At 73.2% G+C, this 24,060-nt stretch carries 22 protein-coding genes; 16 read left to right on the top strand and 6 right to left on the bottom strand.

Annotation, left to right across the window (positions count from 1 at the left end; translation table 11 throughout):
- Nucleotides 1–22: 22 nt before the first annotated feature.
- The 4 genes from WBK50_RS25915 (at nucleotide 23) to WBK50_RS25900 (ending at nucleotide 3,296) form a co-directional block, all read left to right on the top strand.
- On the top strand, nucleotides 23–742 hold the full coding sequence (locus WBK50_RS25915; RefSeq protein ID WP_341338105.1) for a 3-keto-5-aminohexanoate cleavage protein: 720 nt from the start codon (nucleotides 23–25) through the stop codon (nucleotides 740–742).
- A gap of 186 nt (nucleotides 743–928) precedes the next feature.
- Nucleotides 929–2,026, top strand: a complete 1,098-nt coding sequence (locus WBK50_RS25910; protein ID WP_341338104.1) for a ferredoxin reductase — start codon at nucleotides 929–931, stop codon at nucleotides 2,024–2,026.
- Nucleotides 2,027–2,073: 47 nt separating this feature from the next.
- The gene (locus tag WBK50_RS25905) at nucleotides 2,074–3,000 is read left to right on the top strand and encodes a fatty acid desaturase family protein (protein WP_341338103.1); all 927 of its coding nucleotides are present in this window, start codon (nucleotides 2,074–2,076) and stop codon (nucleotides 2,998–3,000) included.
- Complete coding sequence (locus tag WBK50_RS25900) at nucleotides 3,000–3,296, top strand: fatty acid desaturase family protein (RefSeq protein ID WP_341338102.1); 297 nt, start codon at nucleotides 3,000–3,002, stop codon at nucleotides 3,294–3,296. The genes WBK50_RS25905 and WBK50_RS25900 overlap by 1 nt, the downstream gene beginning before the upstream one ends.
- Nucleotides 3,297–3,420: 124 nt before the next feature.
- On the opposite strand, the gene WBK50_RS25895 is transcribed toward WBK50_RS25900, so the two are convergent.
- The gene (locus tag WBK50_RS25895; protein WP_341338101.1) at nucleotides 3,421–4,587 is read right to left on the bottom strand and encodes a PucR family transcriptional regulator; all 1,167 of its coding nucleotides are present in this window, start codon (nucleotides 4,585–4,587) and stop codon (nucleotides 3,421–3,423) included.
- A gap of 13 nt (nucleotides 4,588–4,600) precedes the next feature.
- Nucleotides 4,601–5,260 carry an ACT domain-containing protein gene (locus WBK50_RS25890; protein WP_341338100.1) on the bottom strand — a complete coding sequence of 220 codons (660 nt, stop codon included), beginning with the start codon at nucleotides 5,258–5,260 and terminating at the stop codon, nucleotides 4,601–4,603.
- Nucleotides 5,261–5,622: 362 nt separating this feature from the next.
- On the opposite strand from WBK50_RS25890, the gene gatC reads away from it, so the two are divergent.
- The 3 genes from gatC to gatB are packed head-to-tail and all read left to right on the top strand — an operon-like array spanning nucleotide 5,623 to nucleotide 8,947.
- On the top strand, nucleotides 5,623–5,934 hold the full coding sequence (gene gatC / locus WBK50_RS25885; protein ID WP_341338099.1) for an Asp-tRNA(Asn)/Glu-tRNA(Gln) amidotransferase subunit GatC: 312 nt from the start codon (nucleotides 5,623–5,625) through the stop codon (nucleotides 5,932–5,934).
- On the top strand, nucleotides 5,931–7,451 hold the full coding sequence (gene gatA / locus WBK50_RS25880) for an Asp-tRNA(Asn)/Glu-tRNA(Gln) amidotransferase subunit GatA (RefSeq protein ID WP_341338098.1): 1,521 nt from the start codon (nucleotides 5,931–5,933) through the stop codon (nucleotides 7,449–7,451). Before gatC ends, gatA begins: the two co-directional genes overlap by 4 nt.
- On the top strand, nucleotides 7,448–8,947 hold the full coding sequence (gatB, locus tag WBK50_RS25875; RefSeq protein WP_341338097.1) for an Asp-tRNA(Asn)/Glu-tRNA(Gln) amidotransferase subunit GatB: 1,500 nt from the start codon (nucleotides 7,448–7,450) through the stop codon (nucleotides 8,945–8,947). Before gatA ends, gatB begins: the two co-directional genes overlap by 4 nt.
- An 85-nt stretch (nucleotides 8,948–9,032) precedes the next feature.
- Here the strand turns inward: gatB and WBK50_RS25870 are convergent, their stop codons facing one another.
- Nucleotides 9,033–10,202 carry a PQQ-dependent sugar dehydrogenase gene (locus WBK50_RS25870; RefSeq protein ID WP_341338096.1) on the bottom strand — a complete coding sequence of 390 codons (1,170 nt, stop codon included), beginning with the start codon at nucleotides 10,200–10,202 and terminating at the stop codon, nucleotides 9,033–9,035.
- Nucleotides 10,203–10,298: 96 nt separating this feature from the next.
- Between WBK50_RS25870 and WBK50_RS25865 the strand changes: the two genes are divergently transcribed.
- From WBK50_RS25865 to WBK50_RS25855, 3 genes are all read left to right on the top strand, one after another.
- The gene (locus WBK50_RS25865) at nucleotides 10,299–11,216 is read left to right on the top strand and encodes a 2-hydroxyacid dehydrogenase (RefSeq protein ID WP_341338095.1); all 918 of its coding nucleotides are present in this window, start codon (nucleotides 10,299–10,301) and stop codon (nucleotides 11,214–11,216) included.
- A 65-nt stretch (nucleotides 11,217–11,281) separates the two neighbouring features.
- On the top strand, nucleotides 11,282–11,872 hold the full coding sequence (locus tag WBK50_RS25860; RefSeq protein ID WP_341338094.1) for a DoxX family protein: 591 nt from the start codon (nucleotides 11,282–11,284) through the stop codon (nucleotides 11,870–11,872).
- Nucleotides 11,869–12,735: a phosphotransferase gene (locus tag WBK50_RS25855; RefSeq protein WP_341338093.1), complete on the top strand. Its 867-nt coding sequence runs from the start codon at nucleotides 11,869–11,871 to the stop codon at nucleotides 12,733–12,735. Before WBK50_RS25860 ends, WBK50_RS25855 begins: the two co-directional genes overlap by 4 nt.
- 54 nt (nucleotides 12,736–12,789) lie before the next feature.
- Here the strand turns inward: WBK50_RS25855 and WBK50_RS25850 are convergent, their stop codons facing one another.
- From WBK50_RS25850 to WBK50_RS25840, 3 genes are all read right to left on the bottom strand, one after another.
- Nucleotides 12,790–13,773, bottom strand: coding sequence for an aldo/keto reductase (locus WBK50_RS25850; protein ID WP_341338092.1), 984 nt, complete (start codon nucleotides 13,771–13,773; stop codon nucleotides 12,790–12,792).
- Between the two features lie 155 nt (nucleotides 13,774–13,928).
- A complete protein-coding gene (gene ilvD / locus WBK50_RS25845; protein ID WP_341338091.1) occupies nucleotides 13,929–15,767 on the bottom strand; it encodes a dihydroxy-acid dehydratase in 1,839 nt (612 codons plus the stop codon).
- A 64-nt stretch (nucleotides 15,768–15,831) separates the two neighbouring features.
- Nucleotides 15,832–16,251, bottom strand: a complete 420-nt coding sequence (locus tag WBK50_RS25840) for a PH domain-containing protein (RefSeq protein WP_341338090.1) — start codon at nucleotides 16,249–16,251, stop codon at nucleotides 15,832–15,834.
- A gap of 294 nt (nucleotides 16,252–16,545) precedes the next feature.
- Here WBK50_RS25840 and WBK50_RS25835 point away from each other — a divergent pair, with 294 nt between their 5' ends.
- From WBK50_RS25835 to serA, 6 genes are all read left to right on the top strand, one after another.
- Entirely contained in the window at nucleotides 16,546–18,501 is a 1,956-nt protein-coding gene (locus WBK50_RS25835; protein WP_341338089.1) for an acetolactate synthase large subunit, read from the top strand.
- Nucleotides 18,501–19,007: an acetolactate synthase small subunit gene (gene ilvN, locus WBK50_RS25830; RefSeq protein ID WP_341338088.1), complete on the top strand. Its 507-nt coding sequence runs from the start codon at nucleotides 18,501–18,503 to the stop codon at nucleotides 19,005–19,007. Before WBK50_RS25835 ends, ilvN begins: the two co-directional genes overlap by 1 nt.
- Before the next feature lie 40 nt (nucleotides 19,008–19,047).
- The gene (ilvC, locus tag WBK50_RS25825) at nucleotides 19,048–20,052 is read left to right on the top strand and encodes a ketol-acid reductoisomerase (protein ID WP_341338087.1); all 1,005 of its coding nucleotides are present in this window, start codon (nucleotides 19,048–19,050) and stop codon (nucleotides 20,050–20,052) included.
- A 137-nt stretch (nucleotides 20,053–20,189) separates the two neighbouring features.
- Nucleotides 20,190–21,188, top strand: a complete 999-nt coding sequence (locus tag WBK50_RS25820; protein ID WP_445942304.1) for an LLM class flavin-dependent oxidoreductase — start codon at nucleotides 20,190–20,192, stop codon at nucleotides 21,186–21,188.
- Nucleotides 21,189–21,252: 64 nt separating this feature from the next.
- Nucleotides 21,253–22,083 (top strand): class I SAM-dependent methyltransferase, encoded by an 831-nt coding sequence (locus tag WBK50_RS25815; protein ID WP_341338086.1) that lies wholly within the window; start codon nucleotides 21,253–21,255, stop codon nucleotides 22,081–22,083.
- A 56-nt stretch (nucleotides 22,084–22,139) separates the two neighbouring features.
- On the top strand, nucleotides 22,140–23,750 hold the full coding sequence (gene serA / locus WBK50_RS25810; RefSeq protein WP_341338085.1) for a phosphoglycerate dehydrogenase: 1,611 nt from the start codon (nucleotides 22,140–22,142) through the stop codon (nucleotides 23,748–23,750).
- Nucleotides 23,751–24,060 lie beyond the last annotated feature (310 nt).

The following is a 24,060-nucleotide window of genomic DNA, read 5'->3' as shown; positions in this document are numbered from 1 at the left end:
GGGGACGAGAGGTGGGAGCACGGTGCTGCAGGCGGTTCTGAACGGTTCGCGTCCGGAGGACGCGCACCCGGCGCTGCCCGTGCTCGCCCGCCATCTGGCGCGGGACGCCCGCGCGGTGGCCCGCCTGGGCATCTCGTCCGTGCACGTGCATCCGCGGGACCCCCACGGCCAGGAGACGATCGAACCCGTGCACGTCGGGGACGCCGTGGCGCTCATGCGCCAGGAGGCCCCGGTCATGGAGATCGGCGTGACCACCGGCCGCTGGATCCAGCCGGACCCGCGCAAGCGCATCGAGGCCGTCCTCGCCTGGGGGCGGCTCGGGGTCGGCAAGCCGGACGTCTGCTCGGTCAACGTCCACGAGAAGGGCTGGATCGACGTCTGCAACGCCGCCGCCTCGGTGGGTATCGGCGTCGAGCTCGGCGTCTGGACCAGCGGGGACGCGGTGACCTTGCGCCAGCAGGGCGTCCCGCCGAGCACCGTGCGGGTGCTCGCGGAGTCCACCGTGACGGACCCGGAGACGGCGGTCGCCGAGGCCGTCCGGATCCTGCGGGCGCTCGGGCAGCTCCCGGTCCCGGTCCTCCTGCACGGCGAGGAGGACGGGGCCTGGCCGGTGCTGGAGTACGCGATGCGGATGGGCATCGACACCCGGATCGGCTTCGAGGACGTCCTGGTCCGCCCGGACGGCTGGCTCGCCACCGGCAACGACGACCTCGCCCGCGCCGCCCTCGCCATCCGGGTCTGAGCCCCGGCGGACGTGCCACGCCGGGAACCCGCAACCGGAACGCGGCGGCTACCCGCAGAGTTCCGCCCGCAAACGACTGAGTCGTCACTCCTCGCTCGTGTCTTGTTGGTCCCGCAACAGATCCCGGACCCAGGACGTGGGCCAGACCGTGGCCTCTTGTGGTGATCGCTCAATACCGTTGATGCCATGAGTGCAGTAGGTCGGTTCGGACGCAGTCTCGGCAGCCGCGTGGGGCGCCGTGCGCGGTCGGCCGCGCACCTGCTGACGACGCCGTTGCTGCCCGACGACGTCCTCGGCACCCTCAACCCGATGTGGTCCCGGCGCGATCCGCGGGCCCGGGTCGTGCGGGTCCGCCGGGAGACCGCGGACACCACGACGCTGTTCCTGCGCCCCGGCGCGCCGTTCGCCACGCACCGGCCCGGCCAGTTCATCGGCATCGGGCTGCGGCTCGACGGCGTGTGGCACTGGCGCACCTACTCGGTGACGTCGCGGCCCGGGGACGAGCTGCTCGCCGTCACCGTGACCGCGGTCCCGGGCGGGAGGATGTCCGGGCTGCTCGCCCACGGCACCCCCGCGGGGTCCGTCGTCGCCCTCGGCCCGGCGGCCGGCGAGTTCGTCCTCCCGGAGCCCACGCCCGAGAAGCTGCTGTTCGTCACCGCGGGCAGCGGGATCACCCCGGTCATGGGGATGCTCCGCGCGCTGCCGCGGAACGCGCTGTCCGGTGCCGTCCTCGTGCACTGCGACCGCACGCCGGCGGACGTCGTGTTCGGCCCGGAGCTCCGCGAGCTCGCTTCGACGAGCGGCCTGCGGCTCGTCGAGCGGCACACCGCGCTGCACGGCCGGCTCACCCCCGCCGCGCTCGCGGACGAGGTGCCGGACTGGGCCGCCCGCGAGACCTGGGCCTGCGGACCCGGCGGCCTGCTCGACGACCTGGGGGAGTTCTGGTCCCGGGAAGCCGACCCGGACACCCTGCACGTCGAGCGCTTCCGCCCGCCCGCCCTGCGCGGCACCGAGGGCACGGGCGGCCGGATCACCTTCGCGGCGAGCGGCATCACCGCCGACGCCGCCCCCGAGACCCCCGTCCTGGTCGCCGGCGAGGACGCCGGCGCCCTGCTGCCCAACGGCTGCCGGATGGGCATCTGCCACACCTGCGTCGGCAAGCTCCGCGCCGGTGCGGTCCGCGACCTGCACACCGGGGAGCTGATCGACGCCGCGGAGACGCCCGACCGTCCCGTCCGAACGTGCGTCACCGCTCCCACCGGCGACATCACCCTCGATCTGTGAGCGCGCGACCTGTCACCACAGAGCTCGCGCCGTCAGGAGACATGCCAGTGACCCTCACCGCCAGCACCCGCCCGACCCCCGTTGCGACGACTCCGACCAAGGCCCCGCGCACCAGCGCCGCCGCCCACCTGACCGACGAGCAGGTCGAGGCGCTCGGCGCCGAGCTCGACGCGATCCGGGACGAGGTCATGGGGTCCCGCGGCGAGCGGGACGCCCGCTACATCCACAAGGTGCTGCTCGCGCAGCGCTCGCTCGAGGTCGGCGGCCGCGCTCTGCTGCTGTTCTCAAAGTTCCCGCCCGCCTGGCTCGCCGGTACCGCGGCGCTGTCCGTGGCCAAGATCCTGGACAACATGGAGCTCGGCCACAACATCCTGCACGGCCAGTGGGACTGGATGCGGGACGCGAAGATCCACTCGACGAAGTGGGAGTGGGACCACGCGGACCCGTCGGAGTTCTGGCAGAAGTCGCACAACTTCGAGCACCACACGTTCACCAACATCGAGGGCCTGGACCGCGACCTCGGCTACTCCATCATGCGCGTCACGCCCGAGCAGGAGTGGTCGCCGAAGTACCTGATCCAGCCGCTCACGAACCTCGGCCTCTCGCTGATCTTCGAGTGGGGCATCGCGATCTACGACATCGAGCTGGACCGGGTCCAGTCCGGCGAGAAGTCGTGGAAGGAGGCCAGGAAGAGCATCGGCACGATCCTCCGCAAGGTGCGCAAGCAGCTCGCGAAGGACTACGTCGTCTACCCGCTGCTCTCCGGCCCGTCGGCGCTGAACACGATCGCGGCGAACTTCACCGCGAACACCGTGCGCAACCTGTGGAGCCACGCGGTCATCTTCTGCGGGCACTTCCCGGACGGCACCGAGACGTTCGACGAGTCCCGTCTCGAGGGCGAGACCCGTGGCCAGTGGTACGTCCGGCAGATGCTCGGCTCGGCCAACCTGTCCGGGGGAAGACCTTCCACCTGATGACGGGGAACCTGAGCCACCAGATCGAGCACCACCTGTTCCCGGACATGCCCAGCAACCGCTACGCCGAGATCGCGCCGCGGGTGAAGGACATCTGCGAGCGCTACGGCCTGCCGTACACGATCGGCTCGCTGCCGCGGCAGTACGGCAAGGTGCTCCGCAAGATCGCCCGCCTGGCGTTCCCGGGTGGACACGAGCGCTACGGCACCCCGGTCGCGGAGCAGGCCCCGCGGGTCCGCCCGCTGGCCGTCGCCCCGCGTGCGGACGCGGCCGGCCCCGCCCGCCTCGCCTCCTGACGCTCACCCACAGGTCACGGGTCCGCGCACACGTTCCACCGTGTGCGCGGACCCGTTTCCATCGGCGTGAGCGGCCCTGGTGTGTGAGCGGCCCTGTGTGTGAGCGACCTTGGGCGTGACCGGTTCAGCGGCCGTCGCGGACGCGGAGGCCGACCTCGATCTCCAGCCGCGCGGTGGGGTCGTCGAGCGCGCCCCCGTAGGCCTCGCGCAACTGCGCGAGGCGGTAGCGCACCGTCTGCGGGTGGACGTGCAGGGCGGCAGCCGCGACGGTGACGTCCCCGTGCGCGTCCAGCCAGGCCCGCAGCGTCTCCTCGCTGCGCGCCGCGGCGCCCGCGGGCAGGTCCCGCAGCGGCCCGAGGGCCTTCTCCCGCAGGTCCGCGGCCAGGTCCGGGTCCGCGCCCAGCAGCAGCTCGACGAGGTGCGCGTCCGCGTGCAGCAGCGCCTCGTCCGGCTTCCCGAGAAGCCCCGACGCGTGCAGCGGCCACGCGGCCCGCGCCCGGGCGACCGACCGGAACGTCTCCGCGACGGGCACGAGCGGGCCGAGCACGGCCCGTCGACCGCGCAGGGCACCCACCGCGGCGTCCAGCGCCGCGTCCAGCCCGCCCACGCGCACCGCGGGCAGGACCGCGAGCCCCACCGGGTCCAGGTCCGCCGCGATCGCGCCGGGCACCCGCGCGGCCACCTCCACCGCGTCCGGCACGACGAGCGCGACCACCTTCGCCGGCACGGTCCAGCCGGCGGCGACGGCGAGCCGTTCGATCTCCGGCGCAGCGGTCGGGGGGCGCCGGGCCAGGGCCTCGACGAGCGCGTGCCGCCGGGTCTGCACCGAGCCGGCGTGCGAGGCGTCCTCCTCGGCCCAGCCCGCGACCGACGCCGCGGACAGCTGCTCGACGTAGCCGAACAGCGCCTCGGCGAGCGCGAAGATGGTCTCGGGCGGCAGGTCGTGCGCGGCTCCGCGGCTGCCGAGCTCCTGCCACGCCGTGCGGGTGCCGATCTGGTAGGCCGACTGCAGCGCGGCGAGCGTGCGGCCCTCGCGGTGCTCGATGCGGCCCAGCTCGCGGTAGATGCGGGTGTCCGGCAGCTCTGTGTCCGAGCCCAGCAGCGCGATGAACTGCTCCAGCGCCACCGAGACGCCCTCGGTGATGCGCTCGCCGAACCGCCCGGTCAGCGGCCGCGCGTACTCCGGGACCTGGACGCGGACCGCTGCGACGATCGCGTCCGTCGTCGCCACGAAGGCGGGACGCAACGCCGCGCCGACGCTCGCCGGCACCCGCGCCCAGGGGCGACCCATGGTCGACAGCGTCTCAGCTGCCGAGCACGGTGGCGACGATCCCGGCCAGGTGGGTGAGCCGCGCCAGCTCCGACGGCCGGAAGCCCGGCCCGCCCGGGCGGCCGACCACCAGGGCCTTCGCGGGCTCACGGGTGCCGAACGGGGCCGCCGCAATCTCGGTGTCCAGCGCGCACCACGGCTCCGGCACCCAGTGCTGCTCCGGGTCCACGACCATCGCCTTGCTCAGCGGCAGCCACGGCAGGTCCCCGGCCCGGGTCTCCGGGGCGGCCTGGCTCTCCGCCAGCCGGTAGGACCGCCCGTCGTCGCGGACGGCGACGATCGCCCACCCGGCCCGGAACAGCCGCGGCACCTCCTCCGCGAGCCGGCGGAGGCCGTGCTCGGGGTCCGAGGCGATCTCGTCGACGAGCTCCAGCTCCCGATGGGTGTCCAGGCGGCCGGTGTAGGGGCGCACGGACTCGACCTGCACCCCGGGCACGGCCTCCGCGGCGGTGATCAGCACGTCCGGCGGCCGGCCCGAGGGGAGCTCGACGGCGAGGTCGTCGACGGCCTGCCCGTCGGTCCGCTCCACGACGTCCACGCCGAGGATGTCCGCGCCGGCACCACCGAGTGCGGTGGCGACCGCTCCCAGGATGCCCGGCTCGTCCGGGAGAACCACCCGGAGCAGGAACGACACGCCTCCACGCCTCCTCGTCCACCCCGGCGTCGGCACCGGGTCTTCCGGGACGCACGCGCCCCGGCCACCGGGGAGCGCCGGCGGGGCACTGCACCGTGATCCTGCCAAACGCCGTCGGCGAGCGGCGCGGTGCCGTCGACGCCCGGTCCGTGGTGCGCCGGGCGGCAGGTCGCGCGGGGGCCGGACGGAACCGTGTCGAACGCTGTCGCCGACCGGGCCTAGACTGGGTGTACGGGCTCGCCGTCGCCGGCGTCCCGGGCGTCGAGGCCGGTCACGAGCAGGTGCCCGCGCTGCCGGCCGCCCCGCCCGCCAAGCATCGCACCAGGGTCCTCGGGCCCGCTCACGTTCTCTCGAGGAGGGACATGTCCGCCGAACCAGGGGCCATCTCCCGGGACGAGGTCGCGCACCTCGCCCGGTTGGCCCGGCTGGCCGTCACCGACGTCGAGCTCGACGTCTTCGCCGGCCAGCTCGACGTCATCCTCGGCGCCGTCGCCCGCGTGGGCGAGGTCGCCGCCGAGGACATCCCGCCGACGTCGCACGCGGTCCCGCTGCAGAACGTGTTCCGGCCGGACGTCCGTCGCCCGGGCCTCAGCCAGGAGCAGGCGCTCTCCGGGGCCCCCGCGGCCGAGGACGGCCGCTTCCGCGTGCCGCGCATCCTGGGAGAAGAGGCATGAGCGCCGACCTGACCCGGCTCGACGCGAGCACGCTCGCGGAGAAGATCCACTCTCGGGAGGTGTCCGCCGTCGAGGTGGCGCAGGCCCACCTGGACCGCATCACCGCCGTCGACGGGGACGTGCACGCGTTCCTGCACGTCGCGGGTGAGGCGGCGCTCGCCTCCGCCGCGCTGGTCGACGAGTCGATCGCCGCCGGAACCCCGCCGGTGTCCCCGCTGGCCGGGGTGCCGCTGGCGCTCAAAGACGTGTTCACCACCGTCGACATGCCCACGACCGTGGGCTCGCGGATCCTCGAGGGCTGGCGCCCGCCCTACGACGCCACGGTCACGGCCAGGCTGCGCGCCGCCGGGATCACGATCCTGGGCAAGACGAACATGGACGAGTTCGCGATGGGCTCCTCCACCGAGTACTCGGCCTACGGGCCCACGCGCAACCCGTGGGACCTCTCGCGCATCCCCGGCGGCTCGGGCGGCGGGTCCGCCGCGGCGCTGGCCGCGTTCGAGGCCCCGCTGGCGATCGGCACGGACACCGGCGGCTCCATCCGTCAGCCCGCGGCCGTCACCGGCACCGTCGGCGTCAAGCCCACCTACGGCGGCGTCTCCCGCTTCGGGCTCGTGGCCTGCGCGTCCTCGCTGGACCAGGGCGGGCCGTGCGCCCGCACCGTGCTGGACGCCGCGTTGCTGCACGAGGTCATCGGCGGGCACGACCCGCTCGACTCCACCTCCATCGACGCGCCGGTCCCGGCCGTCGTCGAGGCGGCGCGCCGCGGCGCGTCCGGGGACCTGTCCGGCGTGCGCATCGGGGTGGTCCGCGAGCTGGGCGGCGAGGGCTACCAGCCCGGCGTCCGCGCCTCGTTCGACGCCGCGCTGCGCCGGCTGGAGAAGCTGGGCGCGGACGTCGTCGAGGTGTCCGCCCCGCACTTCGAGTACGGCCTGGCCGCGTACTACCTGATCCTGCCGAGCGAGGTGTCGTCGAACCTCGCCCGGTTCGACGCCATGCGCTACGGCCTGCGCGTCGACGGCTCCGGGGCAGCCAGCGCCGAGGAGGTCATGGCGGCCACCCGTGAGGCCGGGTTCGGCCCCGAGGTCAAGCGCCGGATCATGCTCGGCACCTACGCCCTGTCGTCCGGGTACTACGACGCGTACTACGGCCAGGCGCAGAAGGTCCGCACCCTGATCAGCCGGGACTTCGCCGCAGCCTTCGAGCAGGTCGACGTCCTGGTCTCGCCCACGGCGCCCACCACGGCGTTCCGGCTCGGGGAGAAGGTGGACGACCCGCTGGCCATGTACCTCAACGACCTCGCGACCATCCCGACGAACCTGGCCGGCGTGGCCGGGATGTCGGTCCCGTCGGGGCTGGCCGAGGAGGACGGGCTGCCCGTCGGGCTGCAGATCATGGCGCCCGCCCTGGGCGAGGCCGTGATGTACCGGGTGGGTGCGGCCTTCGAGGCCGCCCGCAACGCCGACGAGTCGGGCCCGCTGATCGCCCGCATCCCGGAGCTGGAGGTTGCCCGATGACCGCGCCGACGCTGGTCGACTACGACGAGGTCGTGGAGAGGTTCGACCCGACGCTCGGGCTCGAGGTCCACGTCGAGCTGTCCACGAACACCAAGATGTTCTGCGGCTGCCCCACGGAGTTCGGCGCCGAGCCGAACACCCAGGTCTGCCCGACGTGCCTCGGCATGCCCGGCTCGCTCCCGGTCGTCAACCGCAGCGCGGTGGAGGCCGCGATCCGGATCGGCCTGGCGCTGAACTGCTCGATCGCGCCGTGGGGCCGGTTCGCGCGGAAGAACTACTTCTACCCGGACATGCCCAAGAACTTCCAGACCAGCCAGTACGACGAGCCGATCGCCGTCGACGGGTACCTGGACGTCGAGCTCGACGACGGGACCGTCGTCCGCGTGGAGATCGAGCGCGCGCACATGGAGGAGGACACCGGGAAGTCGCTGCACGTCGGCGGCGCCACCGGCCGCATCCACGGTGCGGAGTACTCGCTGCTGGACTACAACCGGGCGGGCGTCCCGCTGATCGAGATCGTCACGAAGATGATCCCGGACACCGGTGCCCGCGCGCCCGAGGTGGCGCGCGCCTACGTCACGCAGCTGCGGGACCTGATCAAGTCCCTCGGCGTCTCCGACGTCCGGATGGACCAGGGCTCGATGCGGTGCGACGTCAACCTGTCGCTGTCGCCCAAGGGCTCCGGCGTGCTCGGCACCCGCACCGAGACCAAGAACGTCAACTCGCTGCGGTCGGTCGAGCGGGCCGTCCGATACGAGATGACCCGCCAGGCGGCCGTCCTGCTCGACGGCGGTGAGATCGTCCAGGAGACGCGGCACTTCGAGGAGCAGTCCGGCACCACCCGGGCCGGACGGCGCAAGGAGACCTCCGAGGACTACCGCTACTTCCCGGAGCCCGACCTGGTCCCGATCGCCCCCTCGGAGGAGTGGGTCGAGGAGCTGCGCGGGACGCTGCCCGAGCTGCCGTGGGAGCGCCGCAGGCGCATCTCCGCGGAGTGGGGCCTCACGCCCGAGGAGCTCCGGGACCTCGTCAACGCCGGGGCGCTGGACCTCATCGAGGCCACCGTCGCCGCGGGTGCGCCCGCGGGCGAGGCCCGCTCGTGGTGGGTCGCGTACCTGACCCAGCAGGCCAACACCGCCGGCGTCGCACTCGAGGAGCTCCCGATCACGCCGGAGCAGGTGGCCCGGGTGATCGAGCTGATCTCCTCCGGCGAGCTGAACAACAAGCTCGCCCGCCAGGTCGTCGACGGCGTGCTCGCCGGCGAGGGCGAGCCGGACGACGTGGTGGAGAAGCGCGGCCTCAAGGTCGTCTCGGACGACGGCGCCCTGATCGCCGCGGTCGACGAGGCCCTCGCGGCCCAGCCGGACGTCGTCGAGAAGATCAGGAGCGGCAAGGTCCAGGCCGCGGGCGCGATCGTGGGCGCGGTCATGAAGGCCACCCGGGGGCAGGCCGACGCCAAGCGGGTCCGAGAGCTGATCATCGAAAGGTGCAGCTGACGCTGCCCGTGCGCGGGTGACGTCGTTCCGGCGACGTTATCCGCGCACGACCTTCTGTCCACAGGTCGTCCGCGCACGGGCGGCGTCAGCTGCGCGACTCACCCCCACCCGAGGGTGGCTGGATGCGGATGACCCGGTCATCGCTCGGGACCGGCTTGCCGCCGTCCTTGTTCACGGTCCCCAGCCACAGCAGCCCGTCGGGCGCGGGTGCGACGGCGTCGAGGCGGCCGTAGACCCCCGTCAGCATCGTCTCCGGGTTGCCGGTGAACGTCCCGTCCGGCGCCGGGTGCAGCACCGAGACCGCGGTCCCGCCGGTCAGCCCCACGACGATCACGCCCGGCCGGGCGATGCAGCCCGCGACCCCGGGCCGGTCCGGCCAGTTCCACGCGGGCGACGGCAACGGGCCGGGCCCGACCCGCTGCAGGACGTCCCGGGTGCCCGTCCGGTCCGTCACCCACACCGACTGCGACGCCGGATCCACACAGATCCCGCCCGGCGCGCGGAGCCCGGAGCTCAGCACGGGTGACGCGGGGTTCGCGTTCCCCGCCGCCGGCCGGCCCAGGGTGTCGATCCGCAGCACCTTGCCGGCGAGCGACGTCGCCGGCGGCGCGGGGTCCCCGGCCGCGCCCGTCGCGACGAGCAAGGACCGGTCGACGTCGACGGCGAGCGCCCCGCGGTTGCCGGACGGTCCGCGGGGGATCCCGGTCAGGACCGGCTTCGGGGCCTCGTTCGGCGCGAGCCGCAGCACCCGGTTGTCCGCCGCCGTCGTCGCGTACGCGTAGACGAGCTGGTCCTCGGCGTAGGCGGGGGAGAGCACCAGGCCGGTGAGCCCGCCGCCGCCCGTCGCGTCGACCGGGACCGTCGTGACCAGCTCCGGGTCCGCGCCGCGGCGCACGCGCAGCACGCGGCCCGTCGTCCGCTCGGCGACCAGGGCGGACTGCGCGTCCGGCAGCACCGCGATCGCGCCGACGGGGTTCAGGCACGTGGCGACGACCTGCGGGTCCGCGTCGACGCAGCCCGTCGGCTCGCCACCTCCGCCACCTTCCTCGGAGCCGCCGCCGTTCGGGCCCGGCCGGCTCGGCGTCGGCGCCTGCTGCACCGACGGCGGGCCGCCGAGCTCGCCCTGGCCCTCGCGCTTCTCGGTCCAGTCCCGCGGGCTGTCGTCCGGGAACGTCGCACAGCCGGCGAGCAGGGCCCCGAGCATCCCGACGGCGAGCACGGCCCGTGCCACGCGGGTCCGCCGGAGTGATCGCACGGAGCCAGGCTAGGCGGGGGCAGGTGAGCGTCCGGTGAGCAGGTTACGGTCGGTGTCACAGCGATGACGGGGTCGAGCCCGCAGACAGGGAGAGCGATGAGTCCGACCGTGGTCCTGGTTCCCCACGACGAGGGGCTCGAGTTCCTCGCCGACGTCCCGGGGGTCCGCGCCGTCCGCTACGACCCGACGGGCGAGCTCCCCGCCGAGGCGGGCGAGGCCACGGTCCTCGTCCCGCCCTTCCTCGCCTCGGGCGACGTCGTCCGGATCACCGAGAAGCTGCCGGCGTTGAAGCTGGTCCAGCTGCTGACCGCCGGCGCCGAGGCCTGGATCGGCCGGCTCCCGGACGGCGTCGCGCTGTCCGACGCCAAGGGCGCGCACGGCGGTGCGACGGCCGAGTGGATCGTCGCCGCGCTGCTCGCCGTCTACCGGGAGATCCCGGGCTTCGTCCGTGCGCAGGAGCGCGCGGAGTGGGACCAGCACTCCACGGACGAGCTCGCCGGGAAGCGCGTGCTGATCGTCGGCGCGGGGGACGTCGCGGAGCACACGGTGCGCCGGCTGACGCCCTTCGAGGTGGAGACGACGCTGGTCGGCCGCACCGCGCGCGAGGGCGTCCACGGGATCGACGAGGTCCTGGACCTCCTCCCGCGCCACGACGCCTGCGTCGTGATCATCCCTCTGACGGACCAGACCCGCGGGCTCGTCGACGCGGAGTTCCTCGCCGCGATGCCGGACGGCGCGGTCCTGGTCAACGGGGCACGCGGCCCGGTCGCGGACACCGACGCCCTCGCCGCGGAGCTCGACAGCGGGAGGCTCCGCGCCGCCGTCGACGTGACGGATCCGGAGCCGCTGCCCGCGGACCACCCGCTCTGGAAGGCCCCGGGCCTGCTGCTGACCCCGCACGTCGGCGGCAGCGTCCCCGGTGCGCTGCGGCGGGCCTACCGCGTGGCGGCCGAGCAGATCGCGGTGTTCGCGCGCGGCGAGGAGCCGCCCAACCTCGTCGTCGACGGGTACTGACTCGTTATCCGAAACGCCAGGTCGCGGGCACCTCGGAGCTGGAGATCGCCGGTAACCTCCGGCGCATGACCGAACCGACCCGGCAGTTCGACCTCGGCACCCTGGGGGGCTCGCAGCCGCCGGAGGAACGCCCGGACCGCCGCCCGGTCAGCTGGACCGGCGGCGCGGATCTGGGGATGCTGCTGCTGCGTCTCGGCGTCGGCGGGCTGTTCTTCGCCCACGGCATGCAGAAGGTGTTCGGCATGTGGGGCGGCCTCGGCCTGTCCGCGACGACGGGCATCGTCTCCGCCCACGGCTTCACCTCCCAGGCGTCGACGCTCGCGTGGCTGCTCGGCGGCGGCGAGCTGATCCTCGGCGCGATGATCGTGCTGGGCCTGCTCACCCCGTTCGCGGCGGCCGGACTGCTCGCGATCAAGATCGTCGCGGTGGTCGTCAAGTGGGGAACGGTGCCGTTCTACGCGGCGGCCGCGCCGAACGCCCTGGAGCTCGACGTCCTGCTCGGCCTCGGCGCCGCCGCCCTGCTGTTCACCGGGGCGGGCCGGATCGCGCTCGACCGGGGCCGGACATGGCAGCGGCGGCCGCTGCCGTGGGCGTCGTTGTGCCTGGTCATCGGGGTGGGCGTCGCGCTGGCGGTGCTGTTCGGCCTGCGTCGGTGAGCTCGGACCCGTGGCTGCCCGCGGTGGGGCGGCGGCTGGGCGGTACGGCCGTCGTCGGGGGGCGCGCGCCGCTCGCCGGCGGGTACAGCTCGGGCGTCGTGGAGCGGGTGGACCTCGACGTCGACGGGCAGGCCGTCCCGGTCGTGGTGAAGCGGGCGAGCCCGGCCGAGGTCGCGGCGATGCGGGCCGTCGCGGTGGTCGAGGGAGATCTCGCGCCGCGCATGCTGGCCGCGGCGGGCGACGAGATCGTGCTCTCCTTCGTCGACGGGACGCCGCTCGCCGAGGGGCCCGACGTCCCGGTGCAGGCGTGGACCGCGCTGGCCCGGGTGCACGCGCACTGGTTCCGCAAGCGGCCCCGCGGCATCCCGGTCGTCGACGCGGGGTGGTGGCGCTCGCTGTGCGACCGGACGCTGATCCCCCTGCGCGGCGCCCTCGGGCGCACCGGCGAGCAGGTCTACGCGGCCGGCGCCGACCTCGTCGACGGGTGGGGAAGCGACCCGCGGATCGGCGCGGCGCTGGCCGCCCTCCCGAAGACCCTGTGCCACGGCGACGTGCATCGCGGGAACGTCCTCGTCGACGACGGGGCGGCCCGGCTGATCGACTGGGGCAACGCCCGGGTGGCGCCCGCGGGCCTGGACGTCGCGACCCTCGCCGCTCAGGGCGACGCCGATCCGTCGCCGTACTACGAGGCGTTTACGCAGCTCAGCGGCCTGAAACTGCCCGCCGAGCTCCGCGCCGTCGAGTGGGCGTGGGCGCAGGTGCAGATCAACGTCGCTTACCTCGGCTTCGCGGCGGACCACCTCGGCGCCGCCCGGGTCGAGGAGATGCTGGACCGCGCGGGACGTGCGCTGACGCGCCTGTGAGCGGAAACCGTCGCGGGAACAACGTTGTTCGCGCGCGGGCGGCGGAGCCGCGGCTCAGCGCCCGACGTTGCGCTGCATGGCCTCCGGGTAGCGGGCTCCCGCGACCTTGTCCGCGGGCGCCGCGGCCTCGATCCGGGCGATCTCGTCCGCGCTCAGCTCCAGGGTGGCGGCCTGGACGTTCTGCTCCAGGTAGGTGCGCCGCTTCGTCCCCGGGATCGGGACGACGTTCTCGCCCCTGTGCTGCACCCACGCCAGCGCGAGCTGCCCGGGCGTCACGCCCCGCTCCTCCGCGATGATCTTCAGTGCCTCGACGATCGCGAGGTTGGCGGCGAGGTTCTCCTCGCCGAAGCGGGGCATGTTCCGGCGCATGTCGCCCTCGCCGAACTGCGACGTCGACGTGATCGCGCCGGTCAGGAAGCCACGGCCGAGCGGGGAGAACGGCACGACGCCGATCCCCAGCTCCGCGCACGTCGGCGCGACGGACTCCTCGATCCCGCGCGTCCACAGCGACCACTCGCTCTGCACCGCGGCGATCGGGTGGACGGCGTGGGCCCGGCGGATCGTGTCCGCGCCGGCCTCGGAGAGCCCGATGTGCCGGACCTTCCCGGCCTCGACGAGCTCCTTCAACGCCCCGACGGTCTCCTCGATCGGGGTGTCCGGGTCCACCCGGTGCTGGTAGTAGAGGTCGATGTGGTCGACGCCGAGGCGCGCCAGGGACTCGTCGCAGCACTGCCGGACGTAGGCCGCGTCGCCCCGCGCGCCCTGGTTGCCCTCGGCGTCCCGCACGATGCCGAACTTCGTCGCGAGCACGACCTCGTCCCGCCGCCCGGCGAGCGCCCGGCCGACGAGCTCCTCGTTCGCGCCGGCGCCGTAGACGTTCGCGGTGTCGAGCAGGGTGACGCCGAGGTCGATCGCGCGGTGGATCGTCGCGACCGACTCGGCCTCGTCGCCGCTGCCGTAGCTCTGGGACATGCCCATGCAGCCGAGCCCCTGGGCGGAGACCTCGAGGGCGCCGAGCGAGCGCGTCGGAAGAGTCATGGGGCAGACGCTACCCACCTGTGCGCGGGAAACCTCGCTAGAACGAGGTTCCACGCGCACGACCGGCGGTGACCAGGCAAAACCCGGATCCGCACACCTCGGACGGGGTCGTGCGTGCGCAGCCTCGTTCTAGCGAGGCTGCGCACGCACAGGGGTCAGATGTTGCGGACGGCGCCGGTGTCCGCCGAGGTCGCCATCGCCGCGTAGGCGCGGAGGGCCTTGGAGACCACCCGCTCCCGGTCCTTGGGCTGCCACGGCCGCTCGCTCGCGTCCATCTTCGCGCGGCGCTCGGCCAGCACGTCGTCGTCGACGAGGACCTGCAGGGTCCGCTCCCGGACGTCGATCAGGATCCGGTCGCCGTTCTCGACGAGCCCGATCACGCCACCGGCCGCCGCCTCGGGGGAGACGTGCCCCACCGAGATGCCGCTCGAGCCGCCGGAGAACCGGCCGTCCGTGACCAGCGCGCACTTCGCGCCCAGCCCCGCCCCCTTGAGGAACGCCGTGGGGTGCAGCATCTCCTGCATCCCCGGCCCGCCCGCGGGGCCCTCGTACCGGACGACGAGCACGTCGCCGGGCTGGATCTGCTTGGTGAGGATGACCGAGACGGCCTCCTCCTGGCTCTCGACGACCAGCGCCGGGCCCTCGAAGCGCCAGATGTCCTCCGGGATGCCGGCGGTCTTGATCACGGCCCCCTTCTCGGACAGGTTGCCGCTGAGCACGGCCAGCCCGCCCTCGACGGTGTACGCGTGGGCGAGATCCCGGATGCACCCGCCCGCGGCGTCGGTGTCCAGCGACGACCAGCGGTTCTCCGTCGAGAACGCCTGCGTGGTCCGGACCCCGCCCGGCGCCGCGTGGAACAGCTCGACCGCGGTCTCCGACGGCGCGGCCGCCCTGATGTCCCAGGTGTTCAGCCACTCCTCGACGGACGGCGAGTGCACGGTGTGCACGTCGGTGTTGAGCAGTCCGGCGCGCCACAGCTCGCCGAGGATCGCGGGGATGCCACCGGCCCGGTGCACGTCCTCCATGTGGTAGCTGGAGTTCGGCGAGACCTTGCTCAGGCACGGCACCCGGCGGGAGATCGCGTCGATGTCCGCGAGGGTGAAGTCGATCTCGCCCTCCTGCGCGGCGGCGAGGATGTGCAGCACGGTGTTCGTCGACCCGCCCATGGCGACGTCCAGGGCCATCGCGTTCTCGAACGCCTGCCGGGTCGCGATGGACCGGGGCAGCGCCGACGCGTCGTCCTCGTCGTACCAGCGCTTGGCCAGCCGCATCACCGTCCGGCCCGCTTCGAGGAAGAGCTCCTTGCGGGCGGCGTGCGTGGCGAGGGTCGAGCCGTTGCCCGGGAGCGAGAGGCCGAGCGCCTCGGTGAGGCAGTTCATCGAGTTGGCGGTGAACATGCCGGAGCAGGAGCCGCAGGTCGGGCAGGCCGAGCGCTCGACCTTCTCCAGCCCGTCCTCGTCGACCTCCGCCGACGCCGACGCCGAGATCGCGGTGATCAGGTCCGTCGGGGCCTGCGCGACGCCGCCGACCACGACCGCCTTGCCCGCCTCCATCGGCCCGCCGGACACGAACACGGTCGGGATGTTGAGCCGCATGGCGGCGTTCAGCATGCCGGGGGTGATCTTGTCGCAGTTCGAGATGCAGACCAGCGCGTCCGCCGCGTGCCCGTTGACCATGTACTCGACGGCGTCGGAGATGATCTCGCGCGAGGGCAGCGAGTAGAGCATCCCGCCATGGCCCATCGCGATGCCGTCGTCGACCGCGATCGTGTTGAACTCCTTGGCCACCCCGCCGGCCTCGCGGATCGCGCCGGCGACGAGGTCACCCATGTCCTTGAGGTGCACGTGTCCGGGCACGAACTGGGTGTAGGAGTTGGCGATCGCGACGATCGGCTTGCCGAAGTCGTCGTCGCCCATGCCCGTGGCGCGCCACAGGGAACGGGCACCCGCGGCGTTGCGGCCGTGGGTGGTCACTCGGGAACGGAGGGCCGGCATCTGTGGGCTCCTTGTGCCGGTGGCACTCGGGGCCGTCCTCGGTCGTTCTGGGGACGCCCCGGGGTCACTCGTCGGTCGGGAAGGTGAACCGCCCGCCGCTGACGACGGCGAGCACGGGAAGGTCTCGGACCCGGACGGCGGGCAGCGGTAACTCCTCGCCGTCGTTCAGGATCGCGCTGACCCGGGATTTCTTGCCCAGTCGCAGCGAACTGATCGCGTCCCACCGTACGCGCCTGCCTCCGAGCACCCGCCGAACGGTGACGGACTCCGGGTCCACCGTGGTGCGGACGCGGACGATCCACACGACGAGCGCGACGGGCAGCAGGTAGACGAGCCAGAGCCACGGGGCGCCAAAGGCGAACGGGACGGCGAAGACGCAGAACGCCACCACCGCGAGGATCGTGAGCCGGGAGGGCTGGAACACGAGCTGCTGCGGCGCGGGCTGCTCCGGGGTGCTGTCCTTCGGCTCGTCGGCACTGCTCACGGCCCCATCGTCGCACCGCGCCACGCCCCGGGCGCACCGGCCCGGGGTGCGTGACGCCTCCCACGATCCGGGACGACCGTCCCAGCCGGTTGTCGCCGCGCCGCCGAAGCGTGCTAGCGTCCTCGGCATGTCCGCGATCCGAATTCTCGTACTTCCCAGGCGCGTCACCGCCTGAGTAGCTTCGAGTACTCGGTCGACGACGCGCACCCTCGCAACGCCTGTTCAGGCGGCGGGGGTTTTTTCATGTCCGGCACCAGATCTCAGCCCATCGATCTCCAGCGAGGCAGAGCCCAGATGACCACCGCCACGCCCCGTCCCGGCCCGCCGGGACCGAAACCGGCACCGCCGCCGGGCCGCGCCGGAGTACCCGCGCCGGGCGCTCCCGTGCAGCGTTCCGCGCCGGAGCAGAACGGCACCCCGCCCGGTCCGCGCGTCGACGCCGAGCCCATGACCGGCGCGCAGTCGCTGGTCCGCGCGCTGGAGTCGATCGGCTGCGACACCGTGTTCGGCATCCCGGGCGGCGCGATCCTCCCGGCCTACGACCCACTGCTGGACTCGACGAAGGTGCGCCACGTCCTCGTCCGGCACGAGCAGGGCGCGGGCCACGCGGCGACCGGGTACGCGCAGGCCACGGGACGGGTGGGCGTCTGCATGGCGACCTCCGGACCCGGCGCGACGAACCTGATCACCCCGCTCGCCGACGCGCACATGGACTCCGTCCCGATCGTCGCGATCACCGGGCAGGTCGCCCGGCCGCTGATCGGCACGGACGCGTTCCAGGAGGCCGACATCACGGGCATCACCATGCCGGTGACGAAGCACAACATGCTGGTGACCGACGCCGCGGAGATCCCGCGGGCGATCGCCGAGGCGTTCCACCTGGCCGCCACGGGCCGACCCGGCCCGGTGCTGGTGGACATCTCCAAGGACGCGCTGCAGGCCCGGACCACCTTCACCTGGCCGCCCGAGCTGAAGCTCCCCGGATACCGGCCGACGACCCGGCCGCACGGGAAGCAGATCCGCGAGGCCGCGAAGCTGATCGCCGCCGCCCGCCGTCCGGTGCTCTACGTCGGCGGCGGGGTGCTCAAGGCCGAGGCCACGGCCGAGCTGATGGAGATCGCCGAGCTCACGAACATCCCGGTCGTCACCACCCTGATGGCGCGCGGGGCCTTCCCGGACAGCCACCGCCAGCACGTCGGCATGCCCGGCATGCACGGCACGGTGTCCGCGGTCGGGGCGATGCAGCGCTCGGACCTGCTGATCACCCTCGGCGCCCGCTTCGACGACCGGGTCACCGGCCAGCTCTCGACCTTCGCGCCCGGCGCGAAGATCGTGCACGCGGACATCGACCCGGCCGAGATCAGCAAGAACCGCCGTGCGGACGTCCCGATCGTGGGCGACTGCAAGGAGGTCCTCGTCGAGCTGATCGACGCCGTGCGTGCCGAACGCGACACCCACGGCGCCGCGGACCTGACCGCCTGGTGGGCCCAGCTCGACAGCTGGCGCGAGACCTTCCCGCTCGGCTACGACTGGCCGGACGACGGCTCGTTGTCCCCGCAGTACGTCATCGAGCGGATCGGCGCCATCGCCGGCCCGGACGCGCTCTACGCCGCGGGGGTCGGGCAGCACCAGATGTGGGCCGCGCAGTTCGTCAAGTACGAGAAGCCGCGGACCTGGCTGAACTCCGGCGGCCTCGGGACGATGGGCTACGCCGTCCCGGCCGCGATGGGCGCGAAGACCGGCCTGCCGGACGCGGTCGTCTGGGCGATCGACGGCGACGGCTGCTTCCAGATGACCAACCAGGAGCTCGCCACCTGCGCGATCGAGGGCATCCCGATCAAGGTGGCTGTGATCAACAACGGCAACCTGGGGATGGTCCGGCAGTGGCAGACGCTGTTCTACGAGCAGCGCTACTCGAGCACGGACCTCGGCACGCACAAGCACCGGATCCCGGACTTCAAGCTGCTCGCCGAGGCCATGGGCTGCGTCGGGCTGCGCGCGGAGTCCAAGGACGACGTGGACCGCGTGATCACCCAGGCCATGGAGATCAACGACCAGCCGGTCGTCATCGACTTCACGGTCGGGGCGGACGCGCAGGTGTGGCCGATGGTCGCCGCCGGCACGGGTAACGACGAGGTCATGGCCGCGCGGGGCATCCGGCCGCTGTTCGAGGGCGATGGCTGCTCGGCCGGCGTCGACGAGGTGTCCGCGGTGACCGAGCAGGCGCTGCACGACGGGGCGGAAGACTGATGGAAACGCACACGCTCTCCGTCCTCGTCGAGGACAAGCCCGGCGTCCTGGCCCGGGTCTCGGGCCTGTTCTCCCGGCGCAGCTTCAACATCATCTCCCTCGCCGTCGGGCAGACCGAGCAGCCGGGCGTCTCCCGGATGACGATCGTGGTCTCCGTCGACGACTTCCCGCTCGAGCAGGTGACCAAGCAGCTCAACAAGCTGGTCAACGTCATCAAGATCGTCGAGCTGGAGCCCGCCGCCTCCGTGCAGCGCGAGCTGCTGCTCGTCAAGGTGCGGGCCGACGCCGGCGTGCGCAGCCAGGTGCTCGAGGCCGCGCAGCTCTTCCGCGCGAAGGTGGTCGACGTGGCACCCGAGGCGCTGACCATCGAGGCGACAGGCACGATGGACAAGCTCAACGCGCTGCTGCGCATGCTCGAGCCCTACGGGATCCGCGAGATGGTGCAGTCCGGGATGGTGGCCGTCGGCCGCGGTCCCCGTTCGATCACGGCCAGCGCCGTCCGCTAGACCCCATTCCAAGATCCGCTGAGAGGAATCCCCACCCGTCATGAGCGTGAACATCTACTACGACGACGACGCCGACCTGTCGATCATCCAGGGCCGCAAGGTCGCCGTGATCGGCTACGGCAGCCAGGGCCACGCGCACTCGCTGTCGCTGCGTGACTCCGGTGTCGACGTGCGCATCGGCCTGCCCGAGGGCTCGAAGAGCCGCCAGAAGGCGCAGGACGAGGGCCTGGAGGTGCTCACGCCGGCCGAGGCCTCCGCGTGGGCCGACGTGATCATGATCCTGGCGCCGGACACCAAGCAGCGCTTCATCTACGCCGAGGACATCGCGCCGAACCTCAAGAGCGGCGACGCGATCTTCTTCGGCCACGGCTTCAACATCCGCTACGACCTGATCAAGCCGCCGGCGGACGTCGACGTGGCCATGGTCGCCCCGAAGGGCCCGGGCCACCTGGTCCGCCGCCAGTTCGTCGACGGCAAGGGCGTCCCGGCGCTCATCGCGGTCGAGCAGGACTACACCGGCAACGCCAAGGCGCTGGCCCTCTCCTACGCGGCCGGGATCGGCGGCGCCCGCGCGGGCGTCATCGAGACCACCTTCAAGGAGGAGACCGAGACGGACCTGTTCGGTGAGCAGGCCGTCCTCTGCGGCGGTGCCGCGGCGCTGGTCCAGACCGGTTTCGAGGTGCTGACCGAGGCGGGCTACGCCCCCGAGATCGCGTACTTCGAGTGCCTGCACGAGCTCAAGCTGATCGTCGACCTCATGTACGAGGGCGGCATCGCCAACGAGCGCTTCTCCATCTCCGACACCGCCGAGTACGGCGACCTCACCCGCGGCCCGCGCGTCATCACGCCCGCGGTCAAGGAGGAGATGAAGAAGATCCTGGGCGAGATCCAGGACGGCACGTTCGCGCGCGAGTGGGTGGGCGAGGACGAGAACGGCCGCCCGAACTTCACCCGCCTCCAGAAGGAGGGTGCCGAGCACCCCATCGAGGAGACGGGCGAGAAGCTCCGCGGCCTCATGAGCTGGGTGGGCGAGAAGGCCAAGTGACCCCGTAGGGGTCCTCAGAACGGCACTCTCGTGCGGTGGGTCCGCACGAGGGTGCCGTTCGTGCGTCCGGGGGCGGAAGACGGGGCGGCGCCGCGGCGTTGTCCTCGTTAGTAGTCGTCTCCCCGGAGGTTCCTGTCGTGTCCTTGCCCCTGCCGCTGTCCGTACTCGATCTCGCCTCCGTCGGGAAGGGCGAGACGATCAAGGAGGGGCTGGAGGCGAGCGTCAGCCTGGCGCAGCGCGCCGAGGGCTGGGGCTTCCGCCGGATCTGGTACGCCGAGCACCACAACATGCGCTCCATCGCGTCGTCGGCGACGAGCGTGCTGATCGGGCACGTCGCGGCGAACACCGAGCGGATCACGCTCGGCGCGGGCGGCGTGATGCTGCCGAACCACTCGCCGTTGCAGGTCGCCGAGCAGTTCGGGACCCTCGCGACGCTGCACCCCGGCCGCATCGAGCTGGGCCTCGGCCGCGCCCCGGGCACGGACCAGCAGACGTTCGCGGCGCTGCGCCGGGACCCCCGGGCCTCGGACCGGTTCCCGCAGGACGTCCAGGAGCTGCAGGGCTTCCTGTCGGAGGAGAGCCTCGTGCCGGGCGTGGAGGCGTTCCCCGGCCAGGGCACCGAGGTGCCGCTGTCGATCCTGGGCTCGTCGCTGTACGGGGCGCAGGTCGCCGCCGTCCTCGGGCTGCCGTACGTCTTCGCCTCGCACTTCGCCCCGGACGCGCTGGAGCAGGCCGTGGCGGTGTACCGGCGCGAGTTCCGGCCGTCGGCGCAGCTCGGCGCGCCGCACGTGATGGCCGGGGTGAACGTCGTCGCCGCGGACTCCGCGGACGAGGCGGCCCGGCGGCTGCGGGCCGTCCAGCGCACCCGGGTCAAGCAGTTCCTGCGCGCCGGTGAGCGCACGCTGACCGACGACGAGGCCGACGCGGTCCTCGACATGCCGGCCGGCGAGCAGGTCCGCTCCATGACGCGCTTCACCGCGGCCGGAACACCGGACGTCGTCACCCGCTACCTGGAGGACTTCGCGGCGCGCGCGGACGCGGATGAGCTGATCGTGATGTGCCCGGTGGTGGACCGCGCGGGCTGGTTCCGTTCCTTCGAGCTGCTGGCCGAGCAGACCGGGCTCGCCGCGGCCTGAGCGAGGCCCGCTGGCGCACCGGGCCGGCTCGGGGCAGGCTGCACCTTCCGGGGGAGGAGGGCGCATGGCCGGCAGGCGACACGGGCGGTACGGGGTCGACGCGCCCTTCGTGCCGGCCCTGCTGGGCGGCCTCGGGCTCGCCCTGCTGGTCCTGGCCCTCGTCACCCTCCTGGCGGGCGGGGCCTCCGCCGGATGGCCCCTCGCGGCGCTCGTCTGGGAGCTGGTCGTCGGCGGGTACCTGCTGGCGTCGGCCGCGTCCTACCTGTTCACGACCCTGCGCGGGAGGTACGCCGTCTGGGCGAAGATCATCGAGGGGCTGTGGCTGCGCGGCAGCGACCGCGTGCTGGACATGGGGTGCGGCCGGGGCGCGGTGCTCCTGCTCGTCGCCGGCCGGCTGCGGTCGGGCCGCGCGGTCGGCCTGGACCTGTGGGCCGGGACCGACCGGCCCGGCTCGGTGGACGCGACACGCGCGAATGCCGTCGCCGAGGGCGTATCCGATCGGGTGGATCTCTGCACCGGCGACATGTCCGCGATGCCCTTCGCCGACGGCGAGTTCGACGTCGTCGTGTCCAGCCTCGCGATCCACACCATCCCGTCCGCCGAGGGCAGGGCGGCGGCCGTCGCCGAGGCCGTGCGGGTGCTCCGTCCCGGGGGCCGCCTCGCGCTCGTCGACTTCCGGCACGTCCACGACTACGAGTCCGTGCTGGCCGAGCACGGTGTCACGGGCCTGCGTCGGCGTGGGCTCGGCCCGCGGTTCTGGTACGGCGGGCCGTGGGTCGCGGCGGCCGTGGTGACGGGGACGAAGCCCGTTGCGCCGCTCGGTTCATCCGGCCGTGACGAATGCGCGGTGTCGATCCCCCACGGCGGGGGAGGCGCCGCGGCGTCGGAGACCTAGAATCGCTGCGTCCGCCGTCCACACGCACGTCCCGATCCGGGGAGCATCGCAGCACCGTGAGCACCGTCACCAGTCCGAGCCGTCCTGTCGTCCTCCTGGCCGAGAAGCTCGCGCCCTCCGCGGTGGAGCTCCTGGGATCCGACGTCGAGATCCGCCACGTCGACGGGACGGACCGCACCGCCCTGCTAACCGCCATCGCCGACGCCGACGCGCTGCTCGTGCGCTCGGCCACCAAGGTCGACGCCGAGGCCCTCGCCGCCTCCACCCGGCTGAAGATCGTCGCCCGCGCGGGTGTCGGCCTCGACAACGTCGACGTGCCGGCCGCGACGGCGCACGGTGTGATGGTCGTCAACGCGCCGACGTCGAACATCGTCTCCGCCGCCGAGCACGCCGTCGCGCTGCTGCTCGCCACCGCCCGGCACATCCCGGCCGCGGACGCGAGCCTGCGTCAGGGCCAGTGGAAGCGCAGCAGCTACAGCGGCGTCGAGCTGAACGGCAAGACCGTCGGCATCGTCGGCCTCGGCAAGATCGGCCAGCTCGTCGCGCAGCGGCTGGCGGCCTTCGGCGTCGAGCTGATCGCGTACGACCCCTACGTCGCGCCGGCCCGCGCCGCCCAGCTCGGCATCGAGCTGATGAGCCTGGACGACCTGCTGCGCCGCGCCGACGCGATCTCGATCCACCTGCCGAAGACGCCGGAGACCCTCGGTCTGATCGGCAAGGACCAGCTCGCCCTCACCAAGCCGGGCGTGCTGATCGTCAACGCCGCGCGCGGCGGCCTGATCGACGAGGACGCGCTTGCCGAGGCCGTGCGCTCCGGGCACGTGGGCGGCGCCGGCATCGACGTCTACGTCAAGGAGCCCACCACCTCCAGCCCCATGTTCGAGCTGGAGAACATCACCGTCACCCCGCACCTCGGCGCGTCCACGGACGAGGCGCAGGACCGCGCGGGCACGGACGTCGCCCGGTCCGTGCAGCTCGCCCTGGCCGGCGAGTTCGTGCCGGACGCGGTGAACGTGCAGATCAACGGCTCGGTCGGCGAGGAGGTCCGGCCGTGGCTGCCGCTGGTGCAGAAGCTCGGCACGGTGCTCTACGCCGTCGCCGGCCGGCTGCCCACGTCGGTGACCGTCGACGTCGCCGGTGAGCTGGCGTCGGACGACGTCTCGGTGCTCTCCCTGGCCGCGCTGCGCGGGGTGTTCACCCACGTCGTCGAGGACCAGGTCACGTTCGTCAACGTCCCGGCGCTCGCCGCCGAGCGGGGCGTCGCCGTCGAGCTCACCACCGCGCCGGAGAGCGAGAACCACCGCTCGGTCGTGCAGCTGCGCGCCGCGATGCCCGACGGCGAGTCGATCACCGTGTCCGGCACCCTCACCGGGCGCGCGCAGACCGAGAAGCTCGTCGAGGTCAACGGCCGCCACTTCGACCTGCGCGCCGAGGGCGAGGTCCTGCTGCTCGAGTACGAGGACCGGCCCGGCGTCATGGGCCGCGTCGGCTCGCTGCTGGGCGAGGCCGCGGTGAACATCGAGGCCGCGCAGATCAGTCAGACCACCGACGGCACGGACGCGATCATGCTGCTCCGCGTGGACCGCGCCATCGACCCGGGTGTGCTGGGCCCGATCGGCGCGTCGGTGGGGGCCAGGACCACCCGCCTGATCTCGTTCGACGACTGACCGCGCCTGGTGGATCTTCCGCGTTCGGCACTCTCGCTCATACCTCGTGAGCGAGAGTGCCGTTCGCTCGTGCCCGGGAGGGGAGAGCGCAACCCCGCCCACCCGCCCGCGTGAGATCCCACCCCCGATCCGGTGCGCCTCACGCTCGGATGTCGATCACTGACGCTCAGTCGCCCTAGGTTCACCTTCGCCGTCCCGCGTCCGCCGGTCCGGTGAAGGGGGATGCCGGGTGAGGCCGTCGCGCTGGCCCAGGGTGATCGTGGGCCTCGGCCTCACCGCCACCCTCGTCACGTTCGGAGCAGCCCCCGCG

Source organism: Pseudonocardia sp. T1-2H, assembly GCF_038039215.1.
Classification (GTDB): Bacteria; Actinomycetota; Actinomycetes; order Mycobacteriales; family Pseudonocardiaceae; genus Pseudonocardia.
This window is presented reverse-complemented; position numbering and strand designations above follow the sequence as displayed.

What these genes read in the sequence shown, in the direction of transcription:
- gatC (WP_341338099.1), top strand. Translation starts at nt 5,623, where the DNA reads ATGTCCGCCGAACCAGGGGCCATCTCCCGGGACGAGGTCGCGCACCTC.
- WBK50_RS25910 (WP_341338104.1), top strand. Translation starts at nt 929, where the DNA reads ATGAGTGCAGTAGGTCGGTTCGGACGCAGTCTCGGCAGCCGCGTGGGG.
- ilvD (WP_341338091.1), bottom strand. Translation starts at nt 15,767, where the DNA reads ATGCCGGCCCTCCGTTCCCGAGTGACCACCCACGGCCGCAACGCCGCG.
- WBK50_RS25895 (WP_341338101.1), bottom strand. Translation starts at nt 4,587, where the DNA reads ATGGGTCGCCCCTGGGCGCGGGTGCCGGCGAGCGTCGGCGCGGCGTTG.
- gatB (WP_341338097.1), top strand. Translation starts at nt 7,448, where the DNA reads ATGACCGCGCCGACGCTGGTCGACTACGACGAGGTCGTGGAGAGGTTC.
- WBK50_RS25900 (WP_341338102.1), top strand. Translation starts at nt 3,000, where the DNA reads ATGACGGGGAACCTGAGCCACCAGATCGAGCACCACCTGTTCCCGGAC.
- gatA (WP_341338098.1), top strand. Translation starts at nt 5,931, where the DNA reads ATGAGCGCCGACCTGACCCGGCTCGACGCGAGCACGCTCGCGGAGAAG.
- ilvC (WP_341338087.1), top strand. Translation starts at nt 19,048, where the DNA reads ATGAGCGTGAACATCTACTACGACGACGACGCCGACCTGTCGATCATC.
- WBK50_RS25865 (WP_341338095.1), top strand. Translation starts at nt 10,299, where the DNA reads ATGAGTCCGACCGTGGTCCTGGTTCCCCACGACGAGGGGCTCGAGTTC.
- WBK50_RS25835 (WP_341338089.1), top strand. Translation starts at nt 16,546, where the DNA reads ATGACCACCGCCACGCCCCGTCCCGGCCCGCCGGGACCGAAACCGGCA.
- ilvN (WP_341338088.1), top strand. Translation starts at nt 18,501, where the DNA reads ATGGAAACGCACACGCTCTCCGTCCTCGTCGAGGACAAGCCCGGCGTC.
- WBK50_RS25815 (WP_341338086.1), top strand. Translation starts at nt 21,253, where the DNA reads ATGGCCGGCAGGCGACACGGGCGGTACGGGGTCGACGCGCCCTTCGTG.
- WBK50_RS25860 (WP_341338094.1), top strand. Translation starts at nt 11,282, where the DNA reads ATGACCGAACCGACCCGGCAGTTCGACCTCGGCACCCTGGGGGGCTCG.
- WBK50_RS25850 (WP_341338092.1), bottom strand. Translation starts at nt 13,773, where the DNA reads ATGACTCTTCCGACGCGCTCGCTCGGCGCCCTCGAGGTCTCCGCCCAG.